Origin of the sequence: Pararobbsia alpina, from assembly GCF_965118125.1 — a bacterium.
GTDB classification, from domain to species: Bacteria; Pseudomonadota; Gammaproteobacteria; order Burkholderiales; family Burkholderiaceae; genus Pararobbsia; species Pararobbsia alpina_A.
In genome coordinates, this window is sequence record NZ_OZ221288.1 from 581,617 (window position 1) to 595,447 (window position 13,831).

The window sequence follows — 13,831 nt, forward strand, 5'->3', positions numbered from 1 at the left end:
CAAACAGGAATATGCGGCAGAGCGCGGGACCTTCCCGCCGCCACGCTTTGCCGCATTATATTCGCGCGCCCTCGCCTTGCACGCTCGTGATCCCGTTGCAACCCGGCCGCCAGCGAGGCGGTGCGCACCCGCTGCGGTTACCGCCCAAGGAGCGATGAGCGCCAGCTCGGTATCCCGTCCGCTTTCGCCGCCTTCAAACGTCGAACTGAATGCCCTGTGCGAGCGGCAACGTTGTGCCGTAGTTCACGGCACTGGTCATGCGCCGCATATAGGCTTTCCACGCATCGGTGCCGGATTCGCGCCCACCGCCTGTGTCCTTTTCTCCGCCAAACGCGCCGCCGATCTCCGCGCCGCTGGGCCCCATATTGACGTTCGCGATGCCGCAGTCGCTGCCGGCAGCCGACATAAAGCGTTCCGCTTCGCGCAAATCGTTCGTCAGAATGCTCGACGATAAACCGTACGGCACGGCGTTGTTCAGCGCGATGGCCTCGTCGAGCGTGTCGAACTTGATGACGTAGAGGATCGGCGCGAAGGTCTCTTCCTTGACGATCGGCGTCTGCGCCGGCATCTCGACAAGGGCCGGCGTCACATAGAACGCATGCTCGCCGAGACCGGTCTCGACGCGTTGCCCACCCGTGACGTGTCCGCCCTGCTGACGCGCCTGATCGAGCGCCGACTGCATCCGCTCGTAGGCGGCACGATCGATCAGCGGACCGACGAGCGTCCCCGATTCAAGCGGATTACCGACGCGCACCTGGCCGAATGCGGCTTTGAGACTGGCCACGAGCCGGTCGTGCACGCTCTGATGGACGATGAGCCGCCGCAACGACGTACAACGCTGCCCTGCGGTTCCCACCGCCGCGAACACGATTGCCCGGCGGGCAAGTTCGAGATCCGCGGTGGCTCCCACGATCGTCGCGTTGTTGCCGCCAAGTTCAAGGATTGTTCGCGCAAAACGCGGCGCCACCGCGGCGGCCACCTGGCGCCCCATGCGCGTGCTGCCTGTCGCGCTGACCAACGGAAAACGCGGGTCGGCAACCAGTGCCTCGCCAAGATCGCGCTCTCCGTTCGCGACTTGCACCAGGTGTTGCGGGGTTGCACCGAACGCCCGGCATGCGCGATCGAAGAGCTGCTTGACCGCCAAAGCGGTCAGCGGCGTCTTCTCGGATGGCTTCCACACGACGCTATCGCCGCAAACCAGAGCCAGCGCACTGTTCCATGCCCACACGGCGACCGGAAAGTTGAACGCCGTGATAACAAGGCATGGCCCCATCGGGTGCCAGGTTTCGAGCATCTTGTGATCCGGCCGTTCCGACGCGATAGTGAGCCCGTAAAGCTGGCGCGACAAACCCACGGCGAAATCGCAGATGTCGATCATCTCCTGCACTTCGCCAAGCCCCTCCTGCACGATCTTGCCCGCCTCGAGCGACACCAGGCGACCAAGCCGCTCCTTGGCCCCTCGAAGCTCGTTGCCGAACAGCCTGATCAGCTCGCCACGCTGTGGCGCGGGCACGCGTCGCCAGGCTTCGAAGGCCGTTACCGCGTTTGACGCAATCTGATCAGCGTCAGCGGCAATGTAACGCTCGACATGGCCGAGCACCTGCCCATCGATCGGAGACACCGACCGAAGACCACCGCCGACGTTGGCTTCCAGATCGAAGCCGAGGGCACGGGGCGAGCCAGCGTGGGCCGCTGCTTCGATTGCATCAAGAGACGTATTCATAGTCGGGGTTTCCGTTGTCGAATCGAGCAGAGACGATTCAAGAGGTCGTTCAAGCGGCCGCTCAAGAGGCCGCTCGAAGTGCCGATCAAGAGACCGCGCGAGAGGATGCTCAATGCCCATGCAAGAGACTGCTCAAGCAGCCGCTCCAGCGCGCGCTCAAAAAGCCGTCTAGTCAGGCAGCCAGCGGTACGTCACGTGCGGAAACAGCATCGCCACGTACCCGTGCGTTATAGGCGCTACCAAAGCGATTCGTCAGAAACGCCTCGAGGCCGATGGCTTCCTGCCCGACGAATCCTGAGCGGGGAAGCCGGCCTTCCCGGAACAGATCGACGGCGGTGCAGATACCCGATGCTGTCGTGATCTGAATCGCACTCATCAGCCCCCGCGCCGTCTGCTGCGCAAAGATCTTGCGGCTGAACGCCTCCTGGATAAAACGCCCGTCGCGCTCGCCGCTCACCGTGATAAAGATCAATACGACGTCCTGCATGGTCGACGGCACCGCCGCGCGCATCAGGTCCTTGAGCTTGTCCTGATCGTCTTTGAGGCGCAAGTCTTGGAGCAGAAACTTCATGAGCTTGCGGTGCCCCGGATAACGCACGGACTTGTAGTCGAGCGCGTCGACCTTGCCGGCCAACGTTTCGCAAAGCGTGCCAAGGCCGCCCGACGTATTGAACGCCTCGTATTCAACACCGTCGAGTGAAAAGTGCTCGAGGCCTTCGAGCGGCTGAACCCGTTCGAGCTGCCCGTCGCGGATCGCCTCGCACGGATGGCAATACTCGTTGACAAGTCCGTCGACGCTCCACGTCAGGTTGTATTTGAGTTCGTTGGTCGGAAACTCGGGCAGCGCCCCCACACGCATCTTGACGTCGCGCAACCGTGTAAAACGCTTGGCGAGTTCGTGTGCCGCGATGCCGATAAAGCCCGGCGCAAGGCCGCACTGAGGCATGAACACGGTGTCCGCGCCTTCGGCGAGTGCGCGGATCGTCTGGGTCGCGTGCACGTCTTCGGTCAGGTCGAAGTAATGTGTACCCGCCGCCTTTGCTGCGCTCGCCACCGTAATCGCCATTTGATACGGCAAGGCGTTGACGACCACTTCGAAGCGTGAGAGCAGCCGGGTCAAGCCAAGCATGTCCGACGAATCCACGAACTCCGTCCTGACACCGAGATCTGCAACTTTCTCGAGTGCATTTACGTCGCGATCAGCGACGGTGACCTCGTAATCACCGCTGTCGTGAAGCCAGTGTGCAATGGCCCAGCCGATATGCCCTGCGCCGAGAAGGATGACTTTCATGGCGATCTCCGTGTCACGATGTAAACGTTATTTACGGAAATTTTATAAGGGCACGGTGTCAGTCAAAATGGACAAAACATCGCGACATGCGTGCGCGAACACGACAAGTTGACGCGTATTTCGTCGAATTGACCGCTTTGCGCTGCCGCAGCGCACCAGCCCGTGCACTGAGACGTCAAAACAACTGCGAGCCGCGTTCGATCTTGCGCGACAGCACAATCGACGTCCGCGTCCGCGCGACGCCGTCGATCGATCCGATTTCATCGAGCAGCTTGTCGAGGCGGGCCGGCGACGGCGCTTGCAGCAAGAGCATGTAGTCGAACTCGCCACTGACCGAGCACAGCATCTGGATTTCGACGATCTTCGAGAGCTTGCGGATGACATCGGGTCCGCTACGCGCTTCGACGGTGATGCTCACAAACGCCTGCACAAACCCATCGATCACATCGCGACCGAGACGAAGGCTGTAGCCCGCAATGATGCCGTCGCGTTCGAGCCGTGCAATGCGCGCCATGACGGTGGTTCTCGCCACGCCGATTTCCTTCGCAAGCCGCGCCGTGCTCGTGCGCGCATCGTCCTGCAGCAACGTGATGATCTTGAGATCGATATCGTCGAGATTCTGGACCGCAGTGCGCTTGTTGATTTGAGACCTCCTTGGGTCTGGGGATACGCCGAGTACGGAAATTGCTGACGAGGGGTTGGTATCGGCATTCGCTAAAAACAAAGGAGCCCGCGCATGAACGACACCCTCGCACGCCTGTTTCATTTACAACCCGCCCTGATCGTCACGATCACGAACGGCGCCGTGCACCTGGTCCTTGCGGCACTGATTATCGCCGTCGGCTGGTGGTTTTCCAATCGGGTCGGATCCATGCTCGAACGCGGGCTCGCGCGCACGCACGCCGATCCGACGCTTGCCCCCTTGATTGCCTCCCTCGGCAGCTGGGCGGTTCGAATCCTGGCCTTTATCGCTGCCCTCGGGGAGATCGGTGTGGCCACGGCGAGCGTGCTCGCGGTGCTTGGCGCTGCAGGTCTGGCAATCGGCCTGGCCCTGCAGGGCACGCTTCAAAACATTGCCGCCGGACTCATGTTATTGATGCTGCGCCCGTTTCGCGTGGGCGACGTGATCGAAGGCAGCGGCGCTGCCGCAGGCTCTGTCCGGGAAATCGGCTTGTTCACGACGCGTATCGAACGCACCGACGGCAACGTCGTATTCGTACCCAACAGCACGATCTGGAGCAATCCGGTCATCAATTACAGCACCGGCGGCGCGAAGCACGTCAATGTCGAGATCGATATCGCGCACCGCACGGATGTCGACACGGCGATCGGCGTGCTCAAGAAGATCGTGGCTGACGAACCTCGTGTGCTCGGTGGCACGACCCTCGCCCCGGCCGTTACGGTAGACAGCTATCCGAGCGACGGCGGCGCCCGCCTCAGGGTGGATGCCTGGATGCGCGAACCCGATGCGCCGCTGATCGGTGAAACACTGCACTCGCGCGCCGCCGAAGCGCTTGAGGAAGCTGGCTGTAAGGTTGCCGAACCGGCCTGAACGAAACAATTGCTGCGGATTGACCCGTTGGCCAAGCGGTCTGTATTGGCTACAGCGCCGCTTGTTCAACGAATGTCGTTTGCGACGTCATCATCAAATCGGTCAAACGCGCGTCTGGCGTGGCTTTGCAGGCCGTTGTCAACGCAATGATTTGCATGACGAATCGATTAAAAAAATCCCCTCGCATACCCTAATTCACCATTAAGTCTGTCCACGACCGGTCGTTAATCAGGTTATGCAGGCGCTAAACGAAGTCGAGTTGGCGCCCGATGCGGGATCACAGGCACAGCCGGTGAAACATAGTGTCCTCATACCTTTCGATCGGCCATGCGTAATTCGCAACAAGAAATTGACGAGCGTTCCAACCTGATCCGCAACAACCAGTTCGAGTTGCTGCTGTTCAGGCTGGGCGAAGCGCCGGGCACGGACCAGCGCGAGCTGTATGGGATCAACGTGTTCAAGGTTCGCGAAATCCTCGAGATGCCGCATGTGGTGCCCGTCGTCGGAGCCGATCCGAACGTGCTTGGCGTGGCCGATATCCGTGGCCAGGTCATTCCGGTAATCGACCTTGCTGCCCGCGTGGGCTGCAAGCCGCGTCATGGGCACAGGATCCTGATGGTCACGGAATTCCAGCGCACGACGCAGGGTTTCGCGGTCGAAGAAGTCGACGATATCGCCCGTCTGGACTGGAAGCAGGTTTTGTCCGCCGAAGCGAGCGCCGTGGGTGGCGACATCACGAGTATTGCGCGCCTTGATGGCGATTCAAGTGGTCGTCTCGTCCAGGTGCTCGACGTCGAACAGATTCTGCGTGACGTGTTGCCGCAGCACGCATCCGAGGTCAACCCCGAGACAATCGGGCCGACGCTTCGCTTGCCGGAAGGCTCGGTCATTCTTGCCGCGGACGACTCGGCGGTAGCGCGTACGCTGATCGAACAAGGCCTGGCCGCACTCGGCGCCGCCGTGCTGATGACGAAGACTGGCAAGGAAGCATGGGAGCGTCTCGAGACGATCCACAAGGATGCAGTGAGCAAGGGCCAGACGGCACACGACCGCGTTGCGCTCGTGCTGACTGACCTCGAGATGCCTGAAATGGACGGCTTTACGCTGACCCGAAATATCAAGAGCGATGTGCGGTTCCGGTCGATTCCGGTCGTGATCCACTCCTCGCTCTCAGGTTCGACGAACGAACAGCACGTCTCGCGTGTGGGTGCGGACGCATACGTTGCCAAGTTTGTGGCGGAAGAACTTGCGGAAACGCTGCGCCGTGTGCTGCGCGGCGGCCCGCGCAACGACCCGCAGCACGCGATGGCGTTGTCGGCCTGATGAAGGAACCCGTTGGAAATGGGCGCAGTGGCTGTACGTGGTGAGCAGTAAGTAGTGGGATGCGGCAGGACTCGTTGGACGCAGTGGTCGCAAAGCAGTCGAAGTACTTGAGCAGCACGGTGTGGCAGTTTGGAGTTCGCAGTCTGAAGTTGCAGTACCCAAGCAGCACGATGGGCAGTTCGCAGTCGCGGTACCACGTAGCGAGATGAGCAGTCTGCAGTTGTAGTACCTAAGCAGCACGTTGAGCAGTTTGCGGTCGTAGTGCCAAGCAGCACGGTGAGCAGTTTGCAGTCGTAGTACCAAGCAACACGGTGAGCAGTTTGCAGTCGCAGTACCAAGCAGCACGGTGAGCAGTTTGCAGTCGTAGTACCAAGCAACACGGTGAGCAGTTTGCAGTCGTAGTACCAAGCAACACGGTGAGCAGTTTGCAGTCGCGGTACCAAGCAGCACGGTAGGCAGCACGCAGTCGCAGTACCAATCAGCACGGTGAGCAGTTTGCAGTCGTAGTACGCAGTCGCAGTGCCTAAGAAGCATATTGTCGCAGCAGTAAGGTCGTACGCAATCGTTGTACCGTTTCAGGCATTACGTCGTAGAAGCATTGAGTCAGGCTCCAGTAGTTCGTTGTAGAGATGTTTGGGGGATGTAGGCAGGTGAAGCACCCGGTCGTTACGAATTCGCCCGTCCTTGGGGAAGCGCGGGCGAGTCAGACCGGTAGCAGCAAGTGTGTATTGCCGGGGCTGCGAAATGCCTTGGCGAGCTTCGGGGGAGGTTCGCCTGGTGTGTTTTCCAGCATGCGATGAGGCTTGGGCTAAGTCTCTTTCGCACCCGGCAGTGACATGAAGTGCAGTGGCAGAAAATGCAGTGACCGGTGGTAGCGCCCGGTGTGGGTTGCAGGCGTTGAACGTTGGAAAGCGGTTCGTGTCCGAACGACCGTGAAAGCATGCAGTGAAGAGCCGCCAGGGACGCGCCATGCACCCTGGCGGTTTTTTTATGCTTCGGGCGTCCAGCGCAGTAAGCGCCGAATCAATTCGATCGCGCGGTGACAGCCGACATCCAATGGCGTCGCGCGCACCTCGGCCACCGGCGCACGGGTTATGCAACCCGCCTCGGCGGCGCATGCTGTCTGCCTGGCTCGCATTTCAGCGTAGTGCGCAGAACGCTCCGCACACCACGTGCGCATCTCCCGCAATTGGGCTTTATCGCGCATGCTGAGTCGCGCCCATCCCGTCAGCCCCGTTGCGCGCAAGTCATACGGACTTGTTTTGGGCTCGATGCCCGGCACCAGCCCGAAAGACTCGAACATCGAAAACAGCGCGCCTTGAGAAGAGTCCGCAGGCGCTCTGGCCAACGCCGCAAGCAGGCTGTCCTTTCGATTGGCGCCGTATCCTTCAGACGTCAGCAATCCGAGCTTTTTTTGACTCGCCGAGCGGCCCTCGGCAGTCTCCAGCGGTCGCCTCGTTTCAGACTTGAGATGTGACGCGTATCGGTGCAGTACGGCTGAATCCCTCCCCGGCGACATCGGCCCGAACCCTGAGGATGGGCCACTATCGGGGTCCCGCCCCTCGCATTTCACCGAATCGTCGCTCTGGGGCGCGCTCGATGATGGCGCCGTCGCGATCGCGATCAGAGCGACCAGCTTTTGTTTGTTCTCAATTGACAGCACGTCGTGGGCTTCGTCGTATCGAATCGCCGACTTCATTGAACTCTTGATCGGCTTGACGATGCCCCCTATCGCACGGTCCCTCGCCGTGCGACCGCGCAGGCCGACCAGCACGTCCAGGACTTCTTCCTGAACAAGCCACTCGTTCTTGAGCGCATGAGCAAGGAAGTTGATATAGCTCGATTGAACGTCGTCGACGGCGTCGCGCGGCTCTTTCGCGCAGCGTGTACCAATCGACATCACAGATCGCATCAAACCGGGCGACGCAGCGACTTTGCGCCATGCCGTCGCATCGCGCCCTGTGTCGCCAGGCAGGTAGAGCTTGAGTGCGCTCTGGCAGGCGCGAAGTCGCTCCACGCCCATTTTTTCATTCTTTCCTTTGCTCAGGAGTCGCAAAAACTGGTGGCGAGCATCTGACACGGACGTATTGCTCGACATAATCTCAGGCAAGGTGGCCTCCTCCGACCGATATCGCTGGATGCGAATCATCGGAAAGATCGCCACCGCCTAAATGATCGATTCGATCGGCGAGCCGTTCAAATAATCCGCCGGCGGCACGGAAGCTTGTGCCGTGGGCAGAGACACGTGCTCGCTAGAACGCTGCGCGGACCACGCCACCATCCACGCGCAACGCTGCGCCGTTCGTTGCCGACGACGCTTCCGAGCACACGTAGACAACGAGATTGGCGACTTCTTCAGGTGACGCAAAACGCTTGAGCAGCGAAGTCGGGCGCGCCGTCTCGAAGAAGGACTTCTCAAAGTCCTTGAGCGACTGGCCGTCCGAAAGCTTTTCGACGAACTCGTTGACGCCGTCCGATGCCGTCGGTCCCGGCAATACGGCGTTGACGGTCACACCGGTACCGGCGCACGTTTCGGCCAGACCACGCGACAGGCCCAGCTGCGCCGTCTTCGTCACGCCGTAGTGAATCATCTCAATCGGGATCTGAATGCCGCTTTCACTGCTGATAAACACTACGCGGCCCCAGTTCTTCTGCTTCATCTTCGGCAGGTACGCACGCGAGAGTCGTACGCCCGACAGGATATTGACGTTGAAGAACCGCTCCCATTCCGAATCCGGAATGTCTTCAAAAGGCTTCGGGTCGAAGATACCAAGGTTATTGACGAGCACATCGACCGCCGGAAAACGGGCGACAAGCGCGTCGATCTGCGCGGGGTCGGACAAGTCGCCTGCGAATCCCTCGACGTTCGCGTTCGCCTGAGCTGCGCGAATCTTTGCGAGCGCTTCGTCGACCGACTTCTGAGTCCGGCCATTGACGATCACATGCGCGCCTTCACGCGCGAGTCCCGATGCGATCGCAAATCCGATGCCTTTGCTCGAGCCGGATACCAGAGCGAGCTTGCCGTGCAGATGCAAATCCATGCTGTCATCTCTCCTTCGTAGGATGTGCCACCGTCAACCGATGCCCGACCTCACTCGCCCCTGGCTGAAGCTTCAAGTCTGGCGTCGTGATGCGGGCAACCGTTGCGGCGGCTTAATGGAAACCATCGGAATCATGAAAAAGCGTACACATCCATCGCAAGCACGCCATATTCGACGCTGTGGTGGATACGCTCGGGCTGACTGCGCTCGCCTGCGGCGCCCATTGCCACGAAGAGCGGCAACAGGTGCTCTTCGGTCGGATGGTTGCGCGCCGCAAACGGGGCCTGCTCACGATACCCGAGTACGGCTTCTCGTTCATTGCGACCCAGGTGATCGAACATCCAGTCGGCAAACTCGGTGACCCATTGCGGAGCCGGCGACTCGATCGGCTGGCCAAAGAACTCATACAGGTTGTGCGTGAGCGAGCCCGAACCGATGATCATCACGCCCTGATCGCGCAGGCTCGCAAGCGCCCGACCCAGCCGCTCGTGTTCCTGCGGCCCCGCGCCATGAATCAGCGACACCTGGAACACCGGGATGTCGGCGTCGGGGTACATCAGCGAGAGCGGAACCCACGCGCCATGGTCAAGCCCGCGCGTATCGTGTCGCCGGACCGGAAAGCCCGCGTGCTCGATCTGCACCGCCACATCAGCGGCAAGACCCGGCGCGCCGGGCGCCGGATAGACGATCTGGCTCAGTGCCGGCGGAAACCCGCCAAAGTCATAGATGGTCGGGGGTGCCTCGGCAAGGCTCACGCTCGGACCATTGAGCGATTGCCAATGCGCCGACACCATCACGATCGCGCGCGGACGCGGAAGCGTCGTGCCGAGTTCGCGCAGAAAACGATGCGCGGGGCTGTCAACCAGCGCGAGCATGGGCGAGCCATGCGAGATAAACAGCAAGGGAGCTTTGGTCATGACCGTCACCATTTCCGCGAGGGAATCCAGAGGTTACTAAGCTGCCGGCGGCCTGCGCACATGCATTTCCCGCCTGATAGGACATGACTCTAACCACGCCGGAAACCGAAATAAATACGCACCGGCATGACATTTTGTCTCGGAAATCGCGACAATACGGGCTTCGCCACTGTTCCCGCGTGACTGCGCCGCCCTCTTCTTCATGGACAAGTTCAGAGAAATGCTGGCTTTTGCCGCTGTTGTCGACGCGGGCAGCTTTGTGGGTGCGGCTGACACGCTCAATACGTCGAAGGCGGCCGTGTCGCGACACGTCAACGATCTCGAGCAACGCCTCGGCGTGCGTTTGCTCAACCGCACGACGCGCAAGCTCTCGCTGACCGACGACGGGCAGAATTTTCTGCCGCAGTGTAAAGACATCCTCTCGTCGATCGAACAAGCCGAAACCCAACTCAGCTCGCAGAGCGCTGAAGCCAGTGGCATGTTGCGCGTGAGCGCGCCCGTGACGTTCGGCGTGCTGCATCTCGCTTCGCTATGGGGGGCTTTTCTCGACGCCCATCCGAAGGTCACGCTCGACGTGTCGCTCTCGGACCGCACGGTCGATCTGGTCGAGGAAGGGTTCGACGTTGCGATCCGTATATCCACTTCCCCTCATCCGACGCTGATCGATCGCAAGCTCGCGACGACGCAGACCGTGGTCTGTGCATCGCCTGCGTATCTTGAGCGCCGCGGCGTGCCGCAGCGGCCTGACGATCTCGCCGGGCACGACATCATCTCGTACAGCTACTGGAGTTCACGCGACGAGTGGAGTTTTGAAGGGCCAAGAGGACCGGTCAGCGTGCGCACGCGATCACGCATGTATGCGAACAACGGCGACACGTGTCTCGCGGCTGCACTCGATCATCAGGGCATCATCCTGCAGCCCGACTTCCTTGTCGCGGAGCCGCTTCGTCGGGGCGAACTCGTTGCCTTACTGCCGGATTACCGCGCGCCCGAGATCGGGATTCACGCAGTCTATGCGTCACGCAAGCAGTTGCCGCTCAAGGTGAGGCGTCTGATTGACTTCCTCGTCGAATCGTTCCGGCGACCGGCATGGTCTTTGCTGCCGCCGTCAGCCTGATCTGCACTCACGCCTGAAACACATGGCTGAGTGACTTACCGCTTCAAAGACTTACCGCCTCGAAGACTTAGCGCTTCAAAGACCTAAGGCTTCAATGACTTACCGACTCAACGACGCACTGCCTCACTGATGTAGTACCCCATGCATCACCGCTCGCAGTGCACAACGCTTCGCGTGCTCGCTTTCGAAGAGGTCAAAGTAGGTCTGCAACATTGCCTAAGCCCGGCTAGAGTGCTTGACTAAGACCAGATGAGCCTGCGCCACGACGTGCGGCCACGAACAGGCTCCTCTGAACAACACGAATTCGAATGACGGAGGGGATGATGCACAAGCGCTGGGTTGCAGCCTCAATACTGAGCGTGGCGACGTGTGGAGCGTACGCACAAAGCAGCGTGGTGCTGTATGGCCGGATCGACGGGGGCATCGAATACGTGAACGGCCTCAAGAACGGCTCTCGCTGGAAGGCCGAATCGGGCGACTGGGGCACGAGCCTCTGGGGCCTCAAGGGCACGGAAGATATCGGCGGCGGCACGTCGGTGATCTTCAAGCTTGAAGAAGGCTTTCAGATCATGACCGGTCAGATGGGCGCACCCGGCGATCTCTTCAACCGGTATGCGCAAGTCGGGCTGTCGAATCCCGCATACGGTACGTTCCAGTTGGGCCGCGCACTCTTTATCTCGAACGGCGTCTGGGACTTCGACCCGTTCGTGCAGGAAGCCTTTTCGTCGGCCTCGCTCGTTCGCGGGCGCAACTGGCCGCAGATCAGCAATACCGCGACGTATCAGTCGCCGAACTTCTACGGCTTCGACTTCCAGGGGCAATGGGCGTTTTCAAACAGTTCGAACTTCAACGGTGCGAATAACGCGGGCACGCCTGCCGCACTGTCGACGACGGGCCGCGGCGCCGGTGCGCAGCTTACGTTCACGAAAGGTCCCGTCGAGATCCGCGCGCTCTACGACGAAATCCGTGACGGCAACGGTCAGTTCTCGAACCTCTTTGCGTTTAGCCGTGAATATACGGCGGCTACCAATCTGACCTTCGGCAGGCTCAAGATTCAGGCGGCTTACGAACACTTGAACGCCAACGCTGTGACGGACGGCGGTCCGACCTCGGCCGATCACGAATGGCTCGGCGTGACGTATCAGTTCACGCAAGCCGCCGCGCTGACCGTCGGCGGCTTCCATATCAACGTGAACAAGGGCGGCGGTAACGCAACGCTCTATGAAATGACGGGCACCTACAACCTGTCGAAGCGCACGTTCCTGTTCCTGACCGCGGCGACGGTGCAAAACAGTTCGACTGCGAACTTCTCGCTGTTCGCCGAACCGCCTGACAACAGCGTGGCCTTCAATACGACGAGTCCGCAATCGATCCAGAACAGCCAGAACCCGTACCCGGGGCATAGCCAGAGCGGCGGTTTCGCCGGCATCCTGCATTCGTTCTGAAGCCTCTCAGCCGAGTTCGAAAGGACTCGGCTCCTTCAGATGCGCATCGACGATCAGCCGCTCGTATTCAGCGATCAGTTGTGCGCCGAACAACAGCAAGGTCGCCAAGGCTTCGAGACTGAACAAGACGATGATCGCAGTCGTCAGTGAGCCATACACGACGCTGACCTGCGATAACGTGGCGAAGTACCAGACAAGCACATGCCGTGTGACTTCCCACAGTAACGCGGCGGTGATCGCACCGAACAACGCATGCTTGATCGTCGGACGTCCGACCGGTATCACCAGATAGACAGACGTCAGCACGAAGATCTCCCCCGCAAGCCCGAACAGATACAGCAAGCCACGCGACACGCCGCTCAACGACAAGCGCCATCCGAACACATCGATGCTGGTGGCACCGACCGCGTTGAGGCCCGTCGATACGAGCGTGACGATCAACACGCCCAGCCCGAGCGACAGGCAGTAGCAATACGGCAGGATCGCCGACACGATCCGATGCCTGCCGCGATCCACGACGCGATGAACGAAGATCAGCGACATGGCGTTCTCGAGCACGGTAAACGCGAGCGAGCTGAAAAACACCATCGTCACGAACAGCAGCCAGCCGACCCGCGAGCGATGAGTCACGAAGTTCGACAACTCACGCACCAGCGCCCCCGCCTGCCCCGGCACGAGCCACTCGAGCAAGCGACCGAGCGTCTCGAGCAGCATCTGCCGCTCGACGATATGCGAGAGCGCGATGACGACGAGGATCAGCAACGGCACGATCGACAGCAGCGCGTAGTACGCCACGGCGCCCGCGAGCAACAGCCCCTGATTCGCTCGAAACGCGCGGATCGTGTGCGCGACAAAGTCGACAGGGTGTCCCGCGACACTGCGAAACGAACGGCCAAAGCGGATGCCCATCGATCTTCCCTCTCAGCTCCTTCTGTCGGTCCGTCCTATCCACGCCTCTCGCGCAAAGCGGCGCGGCAGATCCCTTAAGTCCGAGCGGACTGCTGCAAAATCCACGCCTATCGATTCCGGTTTTCAATGTCCTGAATCAATCCTTGAAGGCAAACGCACGGCGACGTCACCGCACCTTCATTAAAAACCGCTTTCGGTTTGTGCAAATTTTGTGCGGACTGTCGCGTTCAGAATGCGCGAATAAGCTCATGGCTAAAAAAACTAAGCTGCGCCGGACCGACCCTATGACGGTTCTTTACTGACAGCCGCGCCATATTCGGCGCGGCTCGCACGAGGGTCGGCGAAGTCGTAAAGAGACTAAAAAATGTTTCATCCGGTGTCGCCGCCCTTCGCTCGTCGCTTTGCACAGGGGTTTAACGAGATTATTCAGCGTCTATTAAGAGTGATTTACCGGCGTACGGGTATACGCGATAAAAATGACTGGTTTAGTATCCATGCCTTCTGATCGGTGAG

11 protein-coding genes are annotated in these 13,831 nt (G+C 60.4%); 4 read left to right on the plus strand and 7 right to left on the minus strand.

Annotated elements, in window-relative coordinates:
• Positions 1-193 precede the first annotated feature (193 nt).
• The 3 genes from ACMFWR_RS20980 to ACMFWR_RS20990 all read right to left on the minus strand — a co-directional run bounded on the left by ACMFWR_RS20980 (position 194) and on the right by ACMFWR_RS20990 (position 3,657).
• Positions 194-1,723: an aldehyde dehydrogenase family protein gene (locus ACMFWR_RS20980; protein ID WP_413196617.1), complete on the minus strand. Its 1,530-nt coding sequence runs from the start codon at positions 1,721-1,723 to the stop codon at positions 194-196.
• A gap of 172 nt (positions 1,724-1,895) precedes the next feature.
• Positions 1,896-3,014, minus strand: coding sequence for a saccharopine dehydrogenase C-terminal domain-containing protein (locus ACMFWR_RS20985; protein ID WP_413196618.1), 1,119 nt, complete (start codon positions 3,012-3,014; stop codon positions 1,896-1,898).
• 175 nt (positions 3,015-3,189) lie between these two features.
• Positions 3,190-3,657, minus strand: a complete 468-nt coding sequence (locus ACMFWR_RS20990; RefSeq protein WP_413197308.1) for an Lrp/AsnC family transcriptional regulator — start codon at positions 3,655-3,657, stop codon at positions 3,190-3,192.
• A gap of 93 nt (positions 3,658-3,750) precedes the next feature.
• On the opposite strand from ACMFWR_RS20990, the gene ACMFWR_RS20995 reads away from it, so the two are divergent.
• Positions 3,751-4,566 carry a mechanosensitive ion channel family protein gene (locus ACMFWR_RS20995; protein ID WP_413196619.1) on the plus strand — a complete coding sequence of 272 codons (816 nt, stop codon included), beginning with the start codon at positions 3,751-3,753 and terminating at the stop codon, positions 4,564-4,566.
• Positions 4,567-4,893: 327 nt separating this feature from the next.
• Positions 4,894-5,889, plus strand: a complete 996-nt coding sequence (locus tag ACMFWR_RS21000) for a chemotaxis protein (RefSeq protein WP_413196620.1) — start codon at positions 4,894-4,896, stop codon at positions 5,887-5,889.
• A 988-nt stretch (positions 5,890-6,877) separates the two neighbouring features.
• Here ACMFWR_RS21000 and ACMFWR_RS21005 read toward each other — a convergent pair.
• The 3 genes from ACMFWR_RS21005 to ACMFWR_RS21015 all read right to left on the minus strand — a co-directional run bounded on the left by ACMFWR_RS21005 (position 6,878) and on the right by ACMFWR_RS21015 (position 9,847).
• Entirely contained in the window at positions 6,878-7,906 is a 1,029-nt protein-coding gene (locus ACMFWR_RS21005; protein ID WP_413196621.1) for a hypothetical protein, read from the minus strand.
• A gap of 235 nt (positions 7,907-8,141) precedes the next feature.
• Entirely contained in the window at positions 8,142-8,930 is a 789-nt protein-coding gene (locus ACMFWR_RS21010; RefSeq protein WP_413196622.1) for an SDR family NAD(P)-dependent oxidoreductase, read from the minus strand.
• 131 nt (positions 8,931-9,061) lie between these two features.
• Positions 9,062-9,847, minus strand: a complete 786-nt coding sequence (locus ACMFWR_RS21015; RefSeq protein ID WP_413196623.1) for a dioxygenase — start codon at positions 9,845-9,847, stop codon at positions 9,062-9,064.
• A gap of 220 nt (positions 9,848-10,067) precedes the next feature.
• Between ACMFWR_RS21015 and ACMFWR_RS21020 the strand changes: the two genes are divergently transcribed.
• The gene (locus tag ACMFWR_RS21020; RefSeq protein ID WP_413196624.1) at positions 10,068-10,964 is read left to right on the plus strand and encodes a LysR family transcriptional regulator; all 897 of its coding nucleotides are present in this window, start codon (positions 10,068-10,070) and stop codon (positions 10,962-10,964) included.
• 323 nt (positions 10,965-11,287) lie between these two features.
• Positions 11,288-12,409 (plus strand): porin, encoded by a 1,122-nt coding sequence (locus ACMFWR_RS21025; RefSeq protein ID WP_413197309.1) that lies wholly within the window; start codon positions 11,288-11,290, stop codon positions 12,407-12,409.
• Positions 12,410-12,415: 6 nt separating this feature from the next.
• Here ACMFWR_RS21025 and ACMFWR_RS21030 read toward each other — a convergent pair whose 3' ends face one another.
• Positions 12,416-13,318, minus strand: coding sequence for a YihY/virulence factor BrkB family protein (locus tag ACMFWR_RS21030; RefSeq protein ID WP_413196625.1), 903 nt, complete (start codon positions 13,316-13,318; stop codon positions 12,416-12,418).
• Positions 13,319-13,831: the final 513 nt, after the last annotated feature.